Annotated in this window: 18 protein-coding genes; 3 read left to right on the forward strand and 15 right to left on the reverse strand. The window is 53.0% G+C overall.

Annotated features, from left to right (window positions below):
* Window position 1 precedes the first annotated feature (1 nt).
* Complete coding sequence (locus G7Y50_RS09600; RefSeq protein ID WP_206214824.1) at window positions 2-280, forward strand: hypothetical protein; 279 nt, start codon at window positions 2-4, stop codon at window positions 278-280.
* Window positions 281-528: 248 nt separating this feature from the next.
* Window positions 529-897, forward strand: coding sequence for an Hpt domain-containing protein (locus G7Y50_RS09605; protein ID WP_165054691.1), 369 nt, complete (start codon window positions 529-531; stop codon window positions 895-897).
* 6 nt (window positions 898-903) lie between these two features.
* Here the strand turns inward: G7Y50_RS09605 and G7Y50_RS09610 are convergent, their stop codons facing one another.
* The 5 genes from G7Y50_RS09610 to G7Y50_RS09630 form a co-directional block, all read right to left on the reverse strand.
* Entirely contained in the window at window positions 904-2,697 is a 1,794-nt protein-coding gene (locus tag G7Y50_RS09610; RefSeq protein WP_165057042.1) for a hypothetical protein, read from the reverse strand.
* 2 nt (window positions 2,698-2,699) lie between these two features.
* A complete protein-coding gene (locus G7Y50_RS09615) occupies window positions 2,700-4,805 on the reverse strand; it encodes an N-acetylmuramoyl-L-alanine amidase (RefSeq protein WP_206214825.1) in 2,106 nt (701 codons plus the stop codon).
* 190 nt (window positions 4,806-4,995) lie between these two features.
* The gene (locus G7Y50_RS09620; protein ID WP_165054702.1) at window positions 4,996-6,735 is read right to left on the reverse strand and encodes a hypothetical protein; all 1,740 of its coding nucleotides are present in this window, start codon (window positions 6,733-6,735) and stop codon (window positions 4,996-4,998) included.
* 15 nt (window positions 6,736-6,750) lie between these two features.
* On the reverse strand, window positions 6,751-7,713 hold the full coding sequence (locus tag G7Y50_RS09625) for a glycosyltransferase family 2 protein (RefSeq protein WP_165054705.1): 963 nt from the start codon (window positions 7,711-7,713) through the stop codon (window positions 6,751-6,753).
* Between the two features lie 15 nt (window positions 7,714-7,728).
* Entirely contained in the window at window positions 7,729-10,434 is a 2,706-nt protein-coding gene (locus G7Y50_RS09630; protein ID WP_165057044.1) for an RICIN domain-containing protein, read from the reverse strand.
* A gap of 177 nt (window positions 10,435-10,611) precedes the next feature.
* On the opposite strand from G7Y50_RS09630, the gene G7Y50_RS09635 reads away from it, so the two are divergent.
* Complete coding sequence (locus G7Y50_RS09635; RefSeq protein WP_165054711.1) at window positions 10,612-11,730, forward strand: acyltransferase; 1,119 nt, start codon at window positions 10,612-10,614, stop codon at window positions 11,728-11,730.
* Between the two features lie 215 nt (window positions 11,731-11,945).
* Here G7Y50_RS09635 and G7Y50_RS09640 read toward each other — a convergent pair whose 3' ends face one another.
* The 10 genes from G7Y50_RS09640 to rfbA all read right to left on the reverse strand — a co-directional run bounded on the left by G7Y50_RS09640 (window position 11,946) and on the right by rfbA (window position 20,520).
* Window positions 11,946-13,211, reverse strand: a complete 1,266-nt coding sequence (locus tag G7Y50_RS09640) for a lipopolysaccharide biosynthesis protein (protein WP_165054714.1) — start codon at window positions 13,209-13,211, stop codon at window positions 11,946-11,948.
* A gap of 1 nt (window position 13,212) precedes the next feature.
* Complete coding sequence (locus G7Y50_RS09645) at window positions 13,213-14,181, reverse strand: glycosyltransferase (protein ID WP_165054717.1); 969 nt, start codon at window positions 14,179-14,181, stop codon at window positions 13,213-13,215.
* Window positions 14,182-14,408: 227 nt separating this feature from the next.
* The gene (locus G7Y50_RS09650) at window positions 14,409-14,792 is read right to left on the reverse strand and encodes a DUF2304 domain-containing protein (protein WP_165054720.1); all 384 of its coding nucleotides are present in this window, start codon (window positions 14,790-14,792) and stop codon (window positions 14,409-14,411) included.
* Window positions 14,789-15,493 carry a glycosyltransferase family 2 protein gene (locus tag G7Y50_RS09655; RefSeq protein ID WP_165054796.1) on the reverse strand — a complete coding sequence of 235 codons (705 nt, stop codon included), beginning with the start codon at window positions 15,491-15,493 and terminating at the stop codon, window positions 14,789-14,791. The genes G7Y50_RS09650 and G7Y50_RS09655 overlap by 4 nt, the downstream gene beginning before the upstream one ends.
* Window positions 15,494-15,686: 193 nt before the next feature.
* Complete coding sequence (locus G7Y50_RS09660; protein WP_206214827.1) at window positions 15,687-16,280, reverse strand: DapH/DapD/GlmU-related protein; 594 nt, start codon at window positions 16,278-16,280, stop codon at window positions 15,687-15,689.
* A gap of 20 nt (window positions 16,281-16,300) precedes the next feature.
* On the reverse strand, window positions 16,301-17,209 hold the full coding sequence (locus G7Y50_RS09665; protein ID WP_370458023.1) for a glycosyltransferase family 2 protein: 909 nt from the start codon (window positions 17,207-17,209) through the stop codon (window positions 16,301-16,303).
* Entirely contained in the window at window positions 17,115-17,960 is an 846-nt protein-coding gene (locus G7Y50_RS09670) for an NAD(P)-dependent oxidoreductase (RefSeq protein WP_206214828.1), read from the reverse strand. Before G7Y50_RS09670 ends, G7Y50_RS09665 begins: the two co-directional genes overlap by 95 nt.
* Window positions 17,961-17,969: 9 nt before the next feature.
* Window positions 17,970-18,566: a dTDP-4-dehydrorhamnose 3,5-epimerase gene (gene rfbC / locus G7Y50_RS09675; protein WP_165054726.1), complete on the reverse strand. Its 597-nt coding sequence runs from the start codon at window positions 18,564-18,566 to the stop codon at window positions 17,970-17,972.
* Window positions 18,567-18,579: 13 nt separating this feature from the next.
* Window positions 18,580-19,602 (reverse strand): dTDP-glucose 4,6-dehydratase, encoded by a 1,023-nt coding sequence (gene rfbB, locus G7Y50_RS09680; RefSeq protein ID WP_165054729.1) that lies wholly within the window; start codon window positions 19,600-19,602, stop codon window positions 18,580-18,582.
* Between the two features lie 24 nt (window positions 19,603-19,626).
* The gene (rfbA, locus tag G7Y50_RS09685; RefSeq protein WP_165054732.1) at window positions 19,627-20,520 is read right to left on the reverse strand and encodes a glucose-1-phosphate thymidylyltransferase RfbA; all 894 of its coding nucleotides are present in this window, start codon (window positions 20,518-20,520) and stop codon (window positions 19,627-19,629) included.
* Window positions 20,521-21,231 lie beyond the last annotated feature (711 nt).

Below are 21,231 nucleotides of genomic sequence, written 5' to 3' on the forward strand. Positions count from 1 at the left end.
CATGGGCAGGGACCTGATGCCGCTGTACTACGCCATCGTCAAGCACTTCGAGGGCGGCGCGGAGGACTGCGCGGAGGGCGTCGTGCGCGCGCTTGAGGCGGACTACGGCAGCTACAAGCTTTTGACGCGCGCCGACGTCGAGGAGGCGCTCGCCACCGCACGTGAGAACGGCCTGCTCGACGAGACGCGCTGCGACCTCGACGAGAACGGGGAGCTGCGGATCTGCTACCGCGTGTCGGACTTCGGCGCCGACATGATGCGCCGCTACCTCGACAGGTAGCGCACGGCTGGTCGGCCTCGCCGGCCGGCGGCCGACCGCGCGCCTGCGCCGGTAACCAGCCTCGCCGGCCGCCAGCTGCCCGCGCGGCCGCGCGGGCAGCATGTGCCAAGAAGCCCCAGGCACCGTAGGTAGCGAAACGGCAACGGATGCGGGCGCCCTACCCTGACCTTTTGACGTAGCGTTAGAATAAGGGAAACGAAACAAGCTGACCACCCCAAAGCCAGCCCTCACGCGGAAAGGACGCTCGCATGACCGCCGACCTCGCCAGCAAGCTCATCCCCTTCGGCATCGACTACGCCGACGCCATCGACCGCTTCGACGGGAACGCCGCGCTCTACGAGCGCCTGGCCGTGAAGTACCTGAGCGACACGCGCTTCGCGAGCCTCATGGCCGCCCTTGAGGTCGATGACTTCGACGAGGCGTACCGCCAGGCGCACACCTTGAAAGGCGTCGCCGGCAACCTGTCGCTGTCCGACCTCTACCGCACGGCGGCCTTCATATCCGACGCCCTCAAGAACGGCGAGCCCGCGCTGGCGAAGTCGCGCCTCCCCCAGCTCGAGCGGGCCCACCATCAGGCCATCAAGGGCCTCGAGCTCCTCCGCGACAAGGCGCTGTAGGAGCCGTTAGAGCTTCGGCGCCGTCCACTCCGCGCTGTCGCCGCCGCCAGCAGAGCCGCCCGACTGGCCGGCGTCAGGCCCTGAGGCTCCGCTGCCCGACCCGCTCGGCGCCGGGGCGGGTGCCGGGGCAGGCGCCGAGCCGCCCGAAGAACCGCCGCCCGAGGTGGAGCCGCCCGTGTACGCAGGCGCCGAGTATGCAGGAGCAGCAGGAGCAGACCCCTCAGCAGCAGGCTCCTCCGCAGGAGGCTCCTCGGCCACTTCAACGGGCTCCTTGCCCACATGCGTCTCGTCGATGTAGAAGGCGGTGCCGTCAACGTCGACGACGAGCGTCGTGCCGATGGAGTCGATCACGTTGAGCGCCTCGTTGACCTGGAGCTCCCGCGCATCCCCTGCAAGCCCGTAGTCGCCGAAGAGGAACGCGCCCTCGAGGGCGTAGCCCTCCCACGGCTCGTACGCGGCAGCGGACTCAAGGCGCAGCAGCTTCTCGGGTAGCGTGAGCTCCTGGTCGTTTATCACGACCGTGCACAAGTCCTCGGCGGACGCGTTACCCTGCAGCTCCGCCTCCTCTCCGGAGCCGTGAGGCTGCGCCTCCCGCCCGTCAGACGCCGCGTCAGAGGCGGTTTCACCGCCAGACGATGCGTCGGAGGCATCCTGCGCACCCTCCTCGGAGAACCCGAAGAGGTCGTCCACCTTCACCGTCACCTCGTCGCCGCGATCCAGGATGCCGGCATAGAGCTGCACGCCATCCATGAGCACGACCGCGGTCATCCCCTCGCCGGCCTGCTCAGCCCGGGAGCTCGACGGCTCGTCGGCATAGGCGACGCCGACGCCCCAGAGGAACGGGTCGGCCGGGGGAACATAGCTCACCGGCATGGTCATCTCGTCGCCATCGCCCTGCGTGGCGCCCGCTCCGCCGCCCGAGCCAGAGCCGCCGGAACCAGAGCCTCCGGAAGGCGCCGGGGGGGCGCTGGGGGTGCTTGGCGCAGACCCGCCAGAGTTACCAGAACCGCCTCCTGAGCTCCAGCCGCCGTTTGAGCTCGGAGCCTGATAGTAGGCTGAGCCCTCCCCACCAGAGTAGTCAGCAGCCGGCTCTTCCTCCTCGATCGGCTCGCGCATGATCTTGTCCGAAGGCACATAGCCCTCGAAGCCGTCCGCGTTGCGCACGAAGAGCAGGTCGCCAAACGAGTCGAGAACGGTGACCTCCTCGTTGAGCTGGAGCGTCAGGATGTCGTCGCCCGTGAAGTCCGGGCGCGCGTAGATGATCGCATCAGCCGCCGCGTATCCGGTCCACTGCTCGGGGGCCTCCTCGGCGGAGGTCCTCACCGCAGACTTCGCCACGTACACCGTCTTGCCGTCGTACTCTGCCCGGTAGTAGGCATCAGCGCGCTTCTCGCTCAGGTCGGAGGCAGGAGCCACGTTTTGCAAGACGTCCCCGCGCTGGGCGACGCCAGACGGGATGAGGACGCCGTCGGCCTTGACGAACGCCCGCTCTGTCACCTTCGCAGGTTGCTCGTCGACAGCCTGCTCGGAGGGAACCTGCGGCTCACCCTGCCCCAAGGAAGTTGCGGCGACCGCCACGCCCGCCCCCACCAGGACCAGAGCGCATACGCCGGCGATGACGTACTTCGCGCGGCTCGGACGGCGGGACGCATAGGAGTAGTTCTCCCGGTCGTACGTTGATGCATGCTGCGGACCATCGCTCCGTCCGTCCAGGTATTCCTCTTGATCCACCGGCAAGAGAGGAGGAAAGAGATCAGATTCTTCTTCGAAATCGCTTTGCGGAAGTTTAGCGTGCTTCATGTTTAACCCTTACAAGCGTTGATGATGCCGTGAACGAAATCATAGGCGGCCGTGCCCGGGCTGAACGCATCCGCGTTCTGCTCCGCAATGTAGAGGATGTTGCGCTGGACGGTGCCTCCGTACACCACGAACTGGTTGCCCGCGGAGTCCTTCAAGATGGCGTAGGACCGCATGGCCATGTCCCGTCTGTACTGCTCAGCAGAAGAGAAGCCCACAAGCACGTTAGTGTAGCTCTCGACGCCGTCCGCCTTGTTGAACACAGGGTTCTGCTTGCCCGCCACATACGCCTTGCCCCGGCTCACGCCCGGCGTGTCGAGAGTGAGGCTGCCGCCCTCGACGCGGTCGCTCCAAGCGAGCAGCGTACCCGTCTCGACGACGATGTAGCCGAGCACCCCACGGCCCGTAAGCGCGGACTTCGTCCCGCTCGCCATGCCCGTTATCATGCGGATGCCCTTCTTGCCGGTAATGCGGATGGAGCTGCCGGCGTACCTGAGGAGGTCATCAAAGCCGTAGTACCGTTTCGCCACGTATGAGCCGCCCTGCGCAGTGACGGTCCACACATACATATGCGTCGGATACACCGCGTGCGGGTCAGCCGAGGCGGAGTTGAACTCGTAGAGGGCCACCGAGTGCGCGCCCGAGCCCGCCACGTCGACGAACCCGTATCCGCCCTCCACCTTCAGAGGCTTCGCCACGCCGTCAACATACGCCACACCCGAGTTGACGAGGGAGCTCGGGACGTCGGCGAGGCTGAACTTGACGGAGGTCGCCTTGCTCGTCGCGCCGACCAGCTCGTTGATCATCCGCGTGAGGTCATCGCCGTAGGTCTGGCTGGTAGCCCACTTGCCCGTGAGGCCCTTGACAGTCGGAGCGCATCCGCGGGTGACGGTACCAGAGTCGAACGAACTCACGCGCGGATCGACGCACTCGTTCTTGAGAGGCTCCGTGGTGGCGTAAGCCTTGAGATGCTGAACCTGCGCGCGGAGGCCGATGCGGACGGCGTTGGCGCCATGCGAGCTGAAGTCAGCGCCCGCCGCACCGCCGTCAGTGGCTCCGAGCCCGCTGAAGTTGCACTGCTCAGCCTTGACCTGCCCGCCGAACCGGAGCCAGCCCGTCTCCTTCATGGACTGCGCGAACACGACCTCTGCGCGGACGCCCTCAGCAGCGGCCTCCTCGCTCACGATCCTGCAGAACTCCTCGATCGTCGCAGCTCCGTACTTCGCATAGGTGTCAGACGGATACGGATGCTTCTTCGAGTTGAACCAGGAGACCATACGCTCAACGGACACATATGACGCGCCCATGATGGCAGGGTCGCTCTCGTAGGTGGACTCGACCTTGGTGGAGACTTCCTCACCCGTCTTCTCCAGGTTCGGGTCCGCCACCTCCTTCGAGAGACCGTAGTATGCGGCGATGCCCGTGGCATCTGCCACGCCTATCGACTTGCACCACGAGGCGTCACCCAGCTTGGCGGCGTCACCGGGATTCGTCAAGAAGCCGTGCTCGATGATGATGCCCGGAATCCCCTTCCAGCGGGACCAGTAGTTGATTCCGTACCAGTCGCAGATGCCGCCCGGATGGGGATAGTTCTCGCCGTCCGTGCAGTTACGCGTCTTCGTTCCGCGGTTGTAGAACCCGAGGGCGGACAAGTTGTTGAGGATGCTGTTCCCCAGGTTCCTCCCCGCCACGTGGGTCTCGTTGTACAGGTACGCGCTGCTGTTCGGAACCCAGACTTCGCTGCCGTTGGCCGAAGAGGCGCCCGCCGAGTTGCAGTGGAAGCTGATGATGACGTCAGCGCCCTGATCGACGCCAGACTGGACGCGCGGCTCAAGGCCGCGGCTGGCGCTGAACTGGGAGGTGAACACCACCTTCACGCCCGCGTAGGTTTTCAGCTCCTCGGCGCAGGCCTGCGCGATCCTCAGGTTAGCCGAAGCCTCCTCGACGCCGTTCCCCCAGGCACCTGGGTCATACGCCCCGCTCCAAGGATCACGGCCATGCCCGACGTCGATGGCCACGACGAGTCCGTCGGAAGCCGCCTCAGCCGGACGCGGCGCAAACGTCGCAGGCAGAAGCGCCATGCTCAGAACGAGCAGAAGGCAGAGGGCCACCGAGACGGTTTTCTTTGCCCAAGCATTTGAGGACGACAGCTCACGAGTAATCAGATGCATGTCAAATCCGTTCCACTACGCGAAACCAACAGAAATGCGGCCCTCGAAAGCTCGCACGCAAGCTCTCGAGGGCCGCGAAACAAGTGACTAGCTTGGTTAGTTTATCAGAGCAACGCACCTGTCCTGCGCCTTAAGCCAAATCACGAGAAACGAAACACAATCGCCCGAGCGCTTTGGCGGCACTTGGACAGCATCGACGCGAAGACAAGTCCCCGGCTCTCCGCCGTTTGCTTATGTCTGACTCCCGCTCTCGCAGCTCATGCCTACCAGGAGACTCGCATGGTTCTATTCTCTCGGACATCCTCCTTGATTGCATTCCCCGCCCGCGAAGGTGCCTCCCAAGTCTACTCCAGCCCAGAACAGCCAACACAATAAAATATGGCATATAGAGGAACAGGTATCTTGCCCTGCATTCGAATAGGGTCAAGAACACGCTCAGCATAAACAACGCAAGAAAGGCTACCGTTTCGCCATCATCTGGATTTCTCTTTAACACGCACAGCACAACGCCCAGCAGTACAAACATCCATACAATCTGAGCGATGGGCGCAAAATTTGCAGTGCGTTCTATTATGGGATTCGTATCGTCTATTCCATAAATGGATTTAAGCAATTCGCTTCGCCCGTGCGTGTCTAGGTAAAATGAACCCTCCATCTCCCATGCGAATGTGCCATCAGCATAATTGCTTAACGTCTTTTTTGTAAGCAGCTTAGCAACGCCAACAGGGCCCAATTTGTCAACGCGCTCGAGCCAAACTTGAATATTTCCCATCATCCTCTCATCAGCCCGCTCAAACGACATCGAATAATAAACGTCGTCTTCGCTCCAAATCCCCATCGTTTCAGAGTTAAACCCCATCATAAGAAAATGCGTTGAAGAAAAAGCGGCGTTATCATCAATACATAGATCAAAATCACTTACCCTTGACGTAACGTAAAACGCCAATCCGAGACTTAAGAAAACAGGGGCGAGGAGAGCAATCGTCTGCATCATTCCGGACTTGAGGTGCAAGTCGGCAGCAGAGCGAGCTCGACAGCAAAACCGAACACCCTCGACCACCAAAATCGCAAGAAACACGAAAAGAACGGTTGGCTTAATCGAATACCCAACTACAGCGGAAAACGAGATGATAGACCATTTCAATATGCGCCGATCCACGCAAACATATGAGAACAGCAGCACCGTTGTCCAAAGCATGCCATATGTGTCAGAATAAGGAACCAAAATCCAAGGCGAGAGCCCGACAAAAACGGAGCTCAACAGCAAAAACGCATAACCAACCCCACATCCCCCTAAACGTTTGGCAGCAAAAGAGGTCAGCGCTATCGAAGCGGTAGTACACAAACAACTGCCCACGACAACGCATAGATAACCGTTGTCGAACCCTAGCGAAGCCCCCCAACTTGCAATGCGCGCGAATAAGCCCACTAAAAAAAGCTGATTAGGATAAGTTGAGTAATACAATGCGGGGGGATCGAAAATATTTGCGAGAATCGCTACATCCCAGCCGGTAACAAACCAACACGATCTCACCACAAATGCCTGGACAACGAGAAGCATGATGGACGAGAATACGACAACTACGAAGAAGAGCCGATCGTTTTCCATCTTTACCGGCAAGCTGTATCGCGCTACAAGCCTTTTCGCATTTTGCAACAATAAAATGAATCCGAGGCCAACGAGAGCGGCAATCAAGACATAAGCAGGACTAAGAAAAGCAGCCTGCGCTTTACACGCATACGAAACAGCCGGAGAAAGAACGATAACCGCAATAACAACCAGCGCTATGTAGAGAATCCCAAGATTTCGAGCAACACGCAATATCGTGTCGCCGCAGCCAGTATCGCCGTCCTTCTTTCTAACGGTCATAAATCGCCCCATCCGCTATTTTCCCGACGAAACCCATGTGCGCTCTTGTACTATGAAGCGAGGACGAGCTTTGGTCTCCAGATACACTTTTCCGACATACTCACCAATAACACCTAAGGCAAGAAGCTGCAATCCGCCAAAAAAGCAAATCAAGCACGTTATACTAGCCCAGCCTGAAACGGATAAGCCAAAGAGTGCGGTAAATAAAGCCCATAGAACGCCAAGAAAGCCCAACAAGCTCAATGCAGCACCGCAAGAAGCTATAAGATGAACCGGTTTAATTGACAAACTCGTAATGCCATCAAAGGCAAGGCTTAGCATCTTGCTTAACGGGTAGTGACTCTCTCCTGCATAGCGCTCAGACCTCTCGTATTCAACGGTTGATGACGGAAACCCGACTAGGGGGACCAAGCCGCGCAAGAATAGATTCACCTCCCCAAATTGAGCCAACCCATCAAGCGCTCGAGCACTCATGAGGCGAAAATCAGCATGGTTGAACACCACATCCGCTCCCATAGATTTCATGACGCGATAAAAGCTCTCGGCAGAAATCCGCTTGAACGCAGTATCCGTTCTCCGACTAGACCGCACCCCATATACCACGTCGCTCCCGTCGAGAAATGCATCGACCATACGACCTATTGTGGCTATGTCATCTTGCCCATCGCAATCAACGGTAATGCAGATGTCGCATTTGCCACGAGCCTCCATCATGCCGGCAAGAACCGCATTCTGGTGTCCCCTGTTGCGAGCAAGCGACATCCCTTCACACGGAGCCCTCTCCATCGATAGAGCTGAGATAATTTGCCATGTTGAATCATGCGAGCCATCGTCGACAAAGCAAATCTTGCTCTGAGAATCAACCCTGCCCGACAGGACAAGCTTTTCCAACTCATCAAAAAACAGCGGGGCCGTAAGCGGAAGAACTTTCTCCTCATTGAAGCAAGGAATGACAATCCAAAGCAACGGAGAGCTCATGCCGAAACCCCCATGTTAATACCCGTAATTTACACGTGCAAAGCCCCGCATAATCGGATTGCTGCTAGACCAAATTGAATAAGAATTCCTTACGACTCGATTACCCATATTCCCCTCAATAACGGTCACGTATCCACCATGCACGCTTTCCACGATTCCCACATGCGAAACGTATTCTCCACCAGGGAAAGGAGCCCATGTGTTAAAAACAAGATCTCCGCGCCTTGGACTCCAGGTTATTTTCCCTAAGCTCTTGTACTTGTAGTATGCCTCCTGCGGATAGGAAGTTAGGAGCCCCTCGGCGAAAGTCGGCTCCAGCCCAGCCTGGCGAAAGACATACCAGACGAAATCTTGGCACCAATAACCACGGCTACCGTTGATCAATGTGCCTCCTGCAGACAGCATAGCATTCTCAAACCGAGCCCCACCGTACGTTCCGATGTATGAAGATGCTGCAGAAAGAAGGTTGTTGATCTTTTCTGCAGGAGAGACATAGCGGGCCGGTTCCAGCATAAACGATTGGGCAAGCGATCCGTTTCGGCCGCTCACAACAGCTGATGATCCAGAAGCAACGGTGTCTCCGGCGAACGCAAGAGCCCTCCCTGACGACAGAGAGATGATTGTATATCCGCCTTTCATATCGGGGAGAATCTTCCAACGTTGATTGGATCCGTTATGCCATGCCCATTGGTTAACAAGGCCGCTAGCTTCTACAACGTCAAGGGCCTTCCCTGAATTGCACGACATAAAGCGGACGACGTAATCCCCTTCGTTAACAGCATAAAACTTTTGCCACTCTTTCGATGCTCCCTTTGACCAAAAAACGCACTTCGCTCCATCGCCAACACTGCCGCCCGAGACGTCAAGCGCAATACCACGATTTGACGACGAAACGATTTGATAGGCTCCATCGCCAACAAAAGTTGACACTGGAATGAATTCTACCGAGAGAGCTTCATCGAACAAGCCCATGAATAGCTGAGAACCGCTTGAAAGTCCGGCTGATGAGCATACAAATTTTTGAGTTACAGTATTTTGCAGCAACCATCCACCTATGTTAGAAGGAAGCAATCGCCAAGCATTCCCAACAGCAGCGCTTGAGTCGGAACCCCATTGAGCAAGCAGCGATTCATCCCCCTTTGGAAGGTCAACCAATTCCTTGCCGTAGTTTGTCGAAGCCAATTTGAAGCTCCCGGAAGCGGAATGGGAGAGAAGCCACCTCTGCCACAGGCTTCCTCGATCGGTCCATAAGATCACCTGAGCCCCGTCGGCAGAACTCGCATTCGCAACATCGAAAACCAGACGATCATCCGCGTTTGCAGCAATGGAATAATAGCCCTCCTGCAGAACGCTCGCGTCAACGAACCTGAACAATTGCCCTCTGCTGCCATCGGAAACCCACTGAGCTATGGAAGAACCTGACCTGGCAGAAACATCTTGAACGCCAAGGGCAAGACCGGAATGATGGGAGAGGATGCGATAATAGCCATCTTTGTCGGCAACAAGGATCCAGCGTTGATTCGCATTGCCGTTCTTGCTCCACTGGATAATGGGAGCACCGACATGCCTAGCGGCATCATACACGTCAAGCGAAAGGCCCGAATGAAGAGCGGCGATTTCATACATTCCGTCGTTTGTATAGGTTACTTTGAACTTTTGCCAAGAACGTTGATTCGATTGCCACAACTCCAGCTTTGCTCCACCGCATTTCGACGCTGAAGTCACATCAAAAACCAAGCTGGAATCAAGAGCAGATTGAATAATGTATGCACCATCAGCAAGAGTCTTTGACCCAGTGGGTTGAACGAACTCGGTCAATGCAAAACGCTGATTAAGGGATCCCGTGTCTTCCCAAACGATAATATTGGCTCCGTCGGAATACCTCCCGTACGCAACATCAAGAACCAATCCAGATAATGCGCTAATAAACGTATATGAACCATCGAAATTGCAGCGAATCCTCCACTTTTGATTACCTTGCCCATTTGGAGCCCACTGAATTACGTTAGCACCAGGCTCTTTTGAAGCCCATGCAACATCTAGGCTTTTTCCCGTACTTACGCAGACAATATCATAGAAACCAAGGCCATCAGAGGTAAGCATGAAGCGCTGCCAGTCACCGCAGTTCGAAGACCAAAGTTCAATATTGGCTCCCGAGTCAGGCGAAGCTCCCGTAACGTCAACTACAAAAGAAGCGCTTTGATACGCATGTATCGTATACACCCCGTCTTTGACGGGCGTCTCTTCACCTTGCGCAGTGCTTTCTTTAGAAGCAACAGGCCGTTGGTCATCGAAATGGTCAAGCGATATCGCGGAATCCTCTTCGCTTTGCCCCGAATCGCTTTCATTCGAAGCAGACGAAGGTGGGTTACCCTCATCCAAAGTGCAGCTCTGCAAATCTCCGCTCTCTCCCTCGGCCCCCGAGTTGACAGGAGGCAGGAGGCTTTCTTTCGCTCCATCAGGATCGCCATCGGTGGCAGCACCTTCATCTTCGTTAGCAGAAGCGCCTTCGTCCAAACACTCGACCCCCGGATTATTATCCAAAGGCAAACGGGTGCTTTCTTCAGACGCAATATTTGCCTCCCCCGTCAAGGAACCATCAGAAACGGAGCCAGAAGCATATGCAACACACGGGTTAAAAGCAAAACAAAAGCAAACCGCACAAACCGCAACGACCACGAAAGCGCAATTACGGCGCAAGCTTATATTTCCAAAACGCATATCGCACCCTGCCTTATACATGTTTTATAAGAACCTAGACTACTGTTTCCTTTTTGTGCGATTATGTAGTTTAATCCTGTTTGTCAATGAAGTCGAGTTTAGAAGCTGCAGAACTACATGAACGGTCGTCCCCCTCTACCCCCATCCCATACCTTACATCATGGTGTTTCCTACGAAATGAAGCTCTTTTCAGCAACAGCAATGATTCTCGTAGTTGTTGGCCATTGCTCGTCTCAAGGTTTTGAGGGGCCGTTTGCACTGTTCCCCCCCTACAATTATCAAGTCGCTTCGTTCGTTTTCGTATCTGGCTACTTTTACAAAGAGAGCAGTGAGAACGATGTTCTTGCCTACGTTGCCAAAAAAGCAAAGCGTTTGCTTGTCCCCCTTCTCCTAATAGATATCGCCTATGGCGTTTTCATTTCGTTCGCTCATAAGACGTTAGGAATTCAGTACGGCGCGGAGCTGAGCTTTAACTCGGTTATAATCCAGCCATTCACCTCGGGCCACCAATTCTGGATCAACTGCCCCATGTGGTTTATCGCACCGCTTTTTTTCTGCGAAGTAAGTAATGTGGTTCTGCGAAAAGCGGCGGCGAGTATCGAAAATGGAGTTGCAAAAGAGTCCATTTTTTTATTGCTATACTTGTGTGCAGGGGCAATAGCAATTCACACTGGAGGATCAGATGGCTTGGGCGAAAGCTGGCTGCTACTTCTGATGCGCACTTTTTTCTTTCTATCCTGCTTTGGAATGGGACGTTTTTATCGAACCGTGCTAGAACAACACGATACGCTTTCCAGCATTCCCTATTTCGCTCTTGTATTCGCCGTTCAGCTCATTTGCGCATGGCTTAATCATGGCAATTTATCATATTATCCATCTTGGTGCACGTTTCCCGGCAGCCCAACAATTACGCTTCTTTCCACGGCAGCTTGCATCGCCTTTCTTCTCAGGCTATGCAGAATCATCGGCCCCCGTATTGGCAAAAGCAAGGGCGTTCTATGCATTGCCAATAACTCCTTTAGCATAATGTGCCACCACATGTTGGGCTTCTTCCTTCTTAACACCATTTTCCTATTCTGCTCGACATATACGCCTATTTGCTCGTCATTCGACATCATCTCATTCCAAACAGTATGGAACTATCACTACGATCCGCAATCATTGCCGCAATTTGCGAGCGTATACGTTGTTTTCGCAATAGCATTCTCCATCGGAATTCATAAAAGCTGGGTAGCGCTGAAATGTATGTTCCGAAATATAATACACGTTCGGCAAAGCCGAAGAACGACATGCTAGCTTTTAGAAACTTCCGATACTTTCCACTTCTAGCTCCGTCATCGCCGCTGGAGACCAGATCGACACGTTCGCTCCGACAGGCCGGCAGCCCTATCATCAAAGCGCGCAGGACATCGCAGCACGTTGCCAAACCTACATCATCCACCCAGGGACCGCCATCCTTTCCACGCCGTCAGCCAAACGCACATTTACCCTATCAGGACAGCACACAGTGCCTATCGGCGAAGAATGGGGTTTGCACCGTGCGATTTTGCCGTACGTGCATAAAACAATATCCTGGCCAAGCATCCCACCGAAAAAAAGCCCAATGCAATAATCTGGACACAGCTTGCACCATTCATACCCCAAGAATTAATGGCAGGAACACAACCGATTATCACAATTGCGCATGCAATTGCGCTAAGCAAAACCAAGGATTTCATATCTCTTTGAATAACGAGTACGGCGGATAGAAACCAGACTATCGCCGTTGCGATCGAGCAACCAACCAATGGCCCTAGCAGATTGGCATAATCGGATATCTCATTGCCAAAAAAAAGAACGAGAATAGGATTCCCGACGGTAAAAGCGGCAAAAAACGCAAACACCGCCAATAAGGCAATGAAAAAAAGTACCTTGGCGATCATTGCAAAATAACGTCGGTACTCATTGGCGGACACACTTGCGGCAAGCGGAGTAACCAGAGGCGAAAAAATGAAGCTTGCCGATACCTGCACTATCACAACAGGCATTGCGACCGAAGCATAAAAGCCCAAGGCTTGATCACCGAGCAGCGACTCGATGAAATAGCGTGGCGCTTGACCCACGACATTGAGAAGGAAGCCGTAGATTGCAATAGGCAGGCAGGCAATTAGCAAGTCCTTTGTGGCATTCCTTGCAGGAGTGGCTTTCTTTGCAAACTCAAGGGCGTGTTTTCTGTCGAATACAAGTACTATCAGAAACGAACAGACAGCTAATGCGCATATCGCAAACAAAAGGCTGCCGGTCAGCTTAATAGCCGCATAGAAAAGAAGCAGGGTTGCAATTCCCTTGACAACAAAAGATATACCAACATAATCCAAGCGCATAGACTTTTGCAGTATTCCCTGGTAGACATCAGAAAGAGCCTCACTTATCTTAAAGATCATGTAAACGCTTATGCATGCCGAAACATAGAATCCATAGTCATTAACCAGGCTGAAGCAAACACAGCAAACAAAAGCAATGCTGCAGGTGAGAATCCGTGAGTTGATATACGCTCTGTCGCAGAACACATCCTCTACATCTGACGTTTGAAAATTACGCATGGTGTAAGTTGCGACGACAGAAAAACTATTTGCAACCGTCATAGCCAGAGAGAAAACGCCAGCACTTGCAAATCCAAGCGACTTGACAACAACATAAGTTAATAGCCACTGACAAAACAAGTATATGAAATTACCGGCAGTATTCCAGACTATATTCGCCCTGAGGCTAAGTGCCTGCTCCTTTTCGTCATTCATTTCACCTCGACGACTCACTCTCCATTGATTCGACAGCACATCTTTCTCGACTCTTTTTTATGTACGAATTCGCCACTCTTCTTTGAAGCAGTCTATACAGCGGTGTTTTCATTGCTACGAATTCTCGAACCATAAAAAGAACTCTTGCCAACACGAAGGTTTCTCCATATGGCGTTGTCGTCTTCAATTCTCCGTAAAATCGATTGTGATCGCGATAAAGCTTTGCAACCGATTCATCATTGCCGGTTGTCGAAATACCAGAACCCCATTCGTAAACAAGTACAGGTGCATCCAGGCAGAATACCGGATTGGACATGAGCCAGACAGTTTGGGCAAAGTCCTCACAATACCTAATATCAAACTGAATCAGCGTACCGAGAAGTTTTCGCAGAACACTTGTTTCAAAAAATTGAGCGCAGCCCGGGATCCAATCCGCCATTACCACCTGGTGTGCAAAAAGATCTTTAGGAATAGCATTTCCCATGGGAGGGTAGTCAGCATAGTTCTTTGGAGCGCAATATGTCCCCATCTTTCCATCCAGGACAATTCTGCCAAAACCCGCAGCTACACCATAGGTGCGACAAAATGATACGATGTCGAGCAGAGTACTTTCACAATATAGCTCATCACCAGCACCAATGACTTTAACATATCTACCAACTGCAAATTGAAGGGCCCCGTAAATATTGCGCACTGTCTGCCGGTTCTCTTCTTGTCGCACGATTTGATAGTCGACTATGCCCAAATCAGCACAACATTTGCAGAGAAACGAAGAGGGGTCCTCCGTCGAATGATCATCCGCAAGTATTAACTGATACGAGCATCCTCTTTGCTTGGCAATCGAACGTATCGTTTTCAATATGCTCTCTTCGGATTGGTTATATATTGTCACAATGACAGAAATTTCTGAGGTTCCCATTTTCTCTCCAACCGAGCGCATGGCTACATTTATATCGTATGTCTTTAACATTTTTACACTCCATCGCCGATGACAATGCGAGATGCCGAAAAGAGCAGGCCAAAATCTCTACAGGTTATTGGCGGATCATTTTCTCAAAGCTATTTCTGCCATGTCAAAACTATTATTGCTTAACGCAGCCGAGCAATACCAGACGAAAACGAAATGCTGATGAGTGAGAGCTTGCATATCCGCCTTCGAGCATTCTCGACGACAGGCAAATTCCCCAAGCCAATCATCTAGCAATGAGGATCCGTCGGCCTCTCGTCAGTTACGGCTCCGTCGCCGACATGACGCTCGAACCTCTCTATGGCTAAATGCTGGGTAAGCTCCTTTATCTTCGTGTCCGATTGCGATAACCGCACGCTCAGATTGAACACCTGTACGAGCAAAACGAAGATGAAGAAAAGGAACACGAAGTTAACCGGCGAAGAAACGCCCACCAAACCCGCAAGAACGAAAAACACACCGGGAAATACGCTAACCAAGAGCAAGAGGACGGCGAAGCAATACCAAAACACGGAATCCTCGAGCCGCACTTTGGCGTTTCTTATCTTTCTCGTCATGAATGCAAAAGTGAGAATCGACACCGCAACGAGAACGATGCGCAGAACTGGGGTCACGCCGCCTCACCACCTATCTGCTTGCGGAAATACTGCACGAACAGAATCGATATGGTCATCCTAAGCATATACGTGGCCGAGTTCCATGGGCTGAGATAGCTCTCGCCCGCAGTGCGATCAGACATCCTTACCGGCACTTCACATACTTTAGCGCCAGCCCTCTTCATCAGATAGGAAACTGTATCTGGTTCAGGACCAAAGTTAAGCCCAAACGCGAGCTGATTAATCATGCGAGCGTTAAAAGCTCGCATGCCGGAGGTTGGATCTTTGATGGTCTTTCCTGTCGACACGCGAATCGCGCCCTCGATGAGATTGCTACCGAGCATGCGCAGCGAACGAGGCTTATGGGCATTGACGAAGCGTGAGCCGATGACAATGTCATTGTGTTCGATGGCTTCCATCAATGCAGGAACGTATTCTGGCAGATGCTGCCCGTCCGCATCGAACTGAATGGCGCATTCGTAGCTGTGCCGGAACGCATATTTCATACCCGTTTGAAACGCCCCAGCGAGCCCAAGATTGACAGGCAGATCGAGGAAAGGGTAGCCGTTCCTCCGACACACTTCAGCAGTCGAATCACTCGACCCGTCGTTCACGATAATGAAGTCAACTTCGGGTATCGTCCTTTTTACGGATTCAATAGTCGACTCAATGGAATCCTGCTCGTTATATGCAGGTATGATGAGAATGGTCTTTAACACGGTACCTCGTTCATATTCCATGGCCGAAATCTAATTCTTGCCATTCTATCGCAACAAGGTCATACGCGAAACCCCGCATCGAATCGGTTTCAGACGTCCTCCGGGCCCTCGAGATGCGACACCCTTAAAAGGACGGCATGCATGTCACATGCCAAACAGCGGCGATCTCAGTATGCGAAAGCCGCACGCCCAATCACCCGCATCGAACCCATGTTTCGCTAACGTCATCAAATCTCTTGATAGGCCTTGCAGGAGAACCCACCGCAATGCACCTTTCTGGCAAATCGCGCGAGACCGTCGCGTTAGCCCCTACAACGGTTCCGCTGCCTATTGTCACACCCTGGAGAATGCATACATTCTCCCCTATCCAAACGTTGTTGCCAATAATCACTGGCGAACCCACCAGCGGCCTGTCGTTTGGTGGCAGATCGGGATTGCAGCCGTCGACCCCATATGATCCATGGCTCAAATCGGAGATGAACACTTTCGACGCCATGAGGCAATCGTCCCCGACCTCGATGAGGCGTAGGGCAGCAAAGTGGACGTTGTCGCCAATATGGCAATTCCTACCCAATTTTATTGCGCCATCTTCGAACATCTCGAATCGACACCCTCGTCCAGTTGTAAAACCCGAGGCAAAAGAAAGATTTCCTTTTTGCCTAATGTGAAAAGGACGCCTGATCAAAGTTGCCCTCGGATAAAATAGCTTCGTAAACACAAACGAAACCCCCATCGAAATGATGTCAGAAAACGCATGCTTGCCCAGTTCGCCCAAAACAGAAGTCATCAGCACCCCATTTCCACGCCCTATGAGAGCTCGTTGCTCTTTTCACTGAGGGAGTACACCCGATAAATCAGCTTTGCGACCTGAGAAGGCCACAGGGAGGATAGTATCTCCAGATCTTCAGCCTGACGAATCCCGTCTTTAAGATTGAGAGACGTCGAGGACTCCTCGTAAATGCGATGGCCCATGAGACGCTCAGGCACATACACGAACCGTCCTGGCGTTTCCGCAAGATCAACCCACGTCTTATAGTCGCAGCTATTCTTGTACTGCTCGTCAAAAATAGATGGACCCAGATTCTGCTTGACAAGCATAACCGCTGGACAGCAGATGGGGTTTCCAAAAGACAACACGCGCCTTTTGACAAAGGAAGACCGGTTGAAGACGGAGCTGGAAAGCGGCGCGTTGAGCAGTCGCTTTATGTTGAGCAGCGAGTTTTTCGCCACAGCGACGCCATCGCGGATCTCAAAATAATCAGCGAAGGCGAACTCGACATCTGCCGCATTGTAGCGGTTTATCGCCTCGAGCATAGTGGACAAGAATCCCTCTTTGTAGAAATCATCTTGATGGGCAATGGTGACCAAAGAGGTCTCCGCCGCGTCGTATCCGAAATTCCAGTCCCCTCCCGCTCCCCGAGGGTTCGGGTTGACCACCATGGGAACTCCACATTTTTTCGCAACTGACTCGATGTGGCTATTGGGCGTAGACGTCGAGATCAATACCGGACTCAAGCGATCCTGTGCCAAAAGTGACGTCACGGTCTCCTCTAGAAAGGGGTTTTCCTTATATGCGCATACTACAAAAGTATGATCACTTGGCGAAAACGGCATGGTCCTCCTACGATGCGATCTCTGAGGCGAGAATCGCCTGAATTGCAGACGGATCGCCCCAAACTCCCGGCGAGTCGTAAGGACGATCGGGGAAAGCTCCATAATCGAGAGCTATATCGAGCTCGTTCTCCCGAATAAAGCCTTCAACGCGATCCGCCAAACTCTCCGGCCTGCCCGTGCAGCAGTTGATCACACCAGTCACCTTGTCCTGAAGCACCGCAGATGCAATCTGACTCGCTAGTTCTTCTATCGTAATGAAGTCAAACTTGTTTTTTCCCGTCGTAAACGGAAACAACTTTTCTCCCGAGGCCGCTGCACGAAGTATCTTGCCAAAGATGGATTGCGCCTTCTCGTCATCTCCATAGATATAGAAAGCTCTCAGCCACTGGAAAACCACCGATTTATTTGCGAGCGACAAATCCAGGCTCCTGCGAAGGGCCTCTTTCGCTATGCCGTAAAGGCTTTGCGGATTGCAAGGGGTATCCGCGGTAATAGCCCCCTCCCAATAACCAACCTCATGCATCGTTCCCATAACAGCAATATGGGACACACCAGCTTCAACAAGATGCATGAGCAAACGGTAATGAGAAGACAGGTCAAGTATATGACTCTTGTCGTTGTGCGCAAAGCCGTTTCGCCAAGCCAAGTGAAGGCAAACATCTGGTGCGAAGTCAATATGCTCACGAATATCGAAATTCATATCGAAAGCGTCAGCAACAATCCTCTCGACGCCCTCCGTCTTCGGCGCCTCGCTTCTGTCGAGGGCAATCACGCATTCGCCACGTCGCACGAGCTCAGCCACAACATGAGAACCTATATAGCCCAAAGCGCCTGTAACAAGAACGGTTTTCATAATCCAATCCTAGGAAATCGAAGGGAACAGAGAGTCAAAAGACGGGTATAGCCGATCTTTTTCGCTGAGAGTGATCATACTCTCATCAAACACTTCACACCCTTCGAGAGCAGGCCATTGAATACCCAAAGCGGGATCGCTCCACAGCAGGCCGCCCTCATCATTTGGGTGGTAGACATCGTCGCATTTATAACAAAAGACCGCCGTATCAGAGAGTACCAAAAAACCATGCGCAAACCCTCGAGGAACAAAAAACTGCCGTCGATTCTCAGCGCTGAGAACAACCCCCTCCCACTTCCCGAAAGTGGAACTATCCTTCCTCAAATCCACCGCCACATCAAAAACCTTGCCCGCAACTACCCGCACAAGCTTTGACTGAGGGTGGTTTACCTGAAAATGAAGTCCGCGCAGCACACCTCTGGAAGACAAAGACTGATTGTCCTGCACGAAATCACAGATAATGCCTCCCGCCTCGAAGTCTTGCCTCTTGTAGGTCTCCATGAAGGCACCGCGCGCATCGCCAAAGCTCTTCACATCCACGACAACAACGCCCTCTATCGAGGTCTTTGTAAACGTGAAGTTGCCCGAAACGATTCTATACGCCATAAGCCTAACTTTCTCACTGTTCCTGCCGGCTGTACTTCTTTTCAACGGCCTCTTTGTCAGCCAGCCACCAATCTTGGTTTTTCCTATACCACTCAATAGTCTCGTCGAGACCGAGGTCAAAGTCGGTATGCGAAGGACGCCAATCCAATTCACGGCAAAGCTTAGAGGCGTCGATGGCATATCTCCTGTCATGACCCGGCCTGTCACGCACCCAGTCAAAGCCGTCGGGATCTTTCCCCATGCGTCCGAGAATACTTCGAAGAATGTCGAGGTTGCTGCGCTCCCCATCGGCTCCGATAAGATACGTCTCCCCGACTCTTCCGCATGTCAGAATAGACCACACCGCCGAAGAGTGATCCTCGGTATGTATCCAATCACGAACATTAAGGCCGTCACCATAAAGTTTCGGGCGTCTCCCCGTAAGAATGTTGGTTATTTGGCGTGGAATAAACTTTTCAATATGCTGCCGAGGGCCATAGTTGTTTGAACAATTTGAGATGGTCGCTTTCACTCCATAAGTTCGGCACCAGGCCCGCACAAGCATGTCAGAAGCCGCTTTGGAAGAGCTGTAGGGACTGGAGGGCCGATACGGAGTCTCCTCGGTAAATCGAGCAGGATCATCTAATGCAAGGTCGCCGTATACTTCATCGGTCGAAATGTGATGAAACCGAGTCCCGTTCTTGCGAGCCGCCTCCAAAAGCCGGAAGGTTCCTTCAACGTTCGTCCTCACAAACGGAGCTGGATCGGCAATAGAGTTGTCGTTATGCGATTCGGCAGCGAAGTGCACGATAGCATCAGCACCTGGCACAATGCGGTCTAGAAGATCCCCATCGCAAATATCACCGTGCACAAAAACAAGGCGATCGTCGGAAATGCCAGAGAGATTCTCGAGATTTCCCGCATAGGTAAGCGCATCAAGCACCACAACATGTACGTCAGGCTGGTTGTCGATCACCCAATGAACGAAGTTGCTGCCAATAAAGCCAGCTCCACCCGTCACAATTATATTATGCGGCGCAAAAGCTTCTTGAAACATAGCCCAGACCTTGCCCTTCATCTATTAGCGCAGAGGCACAATTTGACCATCAAAAACCTTTTTGAGATGCTTGCCATAACCACTTTTTCCATACCTCTCAACCGCCGCAAAAAGCATTTCGCGAGTTATCCACCCATTATTGAACGCTATCTCTTCCAAGACAGAGATAGAGAGTCCCTGACTACGTTGAACCGCGCGAACGAACTCCCCCGCCTCAAACAATGACTCAGTGGTGCCCGTATCGAGCCAAGCAAACCCTCGCCCCAGAGTTACTACGTTCAGAGAACCGTCTTCCAAATACATTTGGTTGAGAGACGTAATCTCCAGCTCTCCGCGATCAGAAGGAGAGACCTTTTTCGCAAAAGCACATACACGCGAGTCATAGAAGTACAAGCCCGTTACAGCGAAATTCGAACGAGGATTCGCAGGTTTTTCTTCCAAAGAGACCACATTAAAGTTCTCGTCGAACTCCACCACGCCGAAACGGCCTGGATCTTCCACGTGGTAACCAAACACCGTAGCCCCGCCATGAACGTCAGCATCATTAACCGCTTTGCGAAGATGATGTCCGAGCCCATTCCCGTAGAAAATGTTGTCGCCAAGCACGAGAGCACAAGAATCACCATCTATGAAGTCTTCAGCGATGATGAACGCTTGGGCAAGACCGTCCGGACTTGGCTGAACGCTATACGAGAGGCTGATGCCAAACTGCGAGCCGCTGCCAAGAAGTCGTTCGAAATTCGGCAGATCATCCGGGGTTGAGATAATCAAGATGTCCCGTATACCCGCCATCATAAGAACCGACAGCGGGTAATAGATCATGGGCTTGTCATACACAGGCAAGAGCTGCTTGCTCGTAACGGTAGTTAGCGGATAGAGTCTCGTGCCCGAACCACCTGCCAGCACTATTCCCTTCATTGGGCCGCCCTTCAGATTGACTCGCCAATTAGTTTGATAACGGTAGATATTGTATGGCAATACCCCCAACCGCAGATGCCGCATATGCAAATCTTCAGAAGAGCAACCCTATCGAAGCCCCCTCGCAGAGCACGCAGAGCCAAAGAGCACGAATGCTGCTGTTGTGGCCAGCATATACGATGCATACAAGAAAACCACACCCGCCATCTCCACGCCTAAACGAGAAGCCCCCCGCAACGGATGCAAGCACAGCAGCTGACCCATATCCGATAAGCCCACATGCCTGCGCCCACATAATCCAACGCAAGAGCGCTGACAGGGGTCCAAATGCAAAATAATCAAGCACAATCTCCACCACCTTCTCGGCAGAAAGGCCCTTGAAGATAAGCACAGCATGATCCAACGCTCCTACAGCCTCGTTAGCACTAGCCCAACGAGATGTTTACAACTCCTGACAATTCTGAAAACACCATAAACAACGCTCTTTTTGAGGCCGTCAAAAAGAAGAGAGACAATGTTGAGGCAACGCCCAGAAACAGAGACCTGCCCCAAAGCCATGCTCTTCACCTTCGCCATCTGCAGTTTTCAAAGGAATCAGGAATGGACGTGACCCCTTGAGAGCCAAGCAGGTAACCATAGATGCGAAATTCGGTTCGCTGCGCATGTTGGCGAGCTCAAACTCCCGTCCCACCCAAACCACATAGGGAGTGC

The organism is Adlercreutzia sp. ZJ176 (genome assembly GCF_011038975.1).
Classification (GTDB): domain Bacteria; phylum Actinomycetota; class Coriobacteriia; order Coriobacteriales; family Eggerthellaceae; genus CAAEEV01.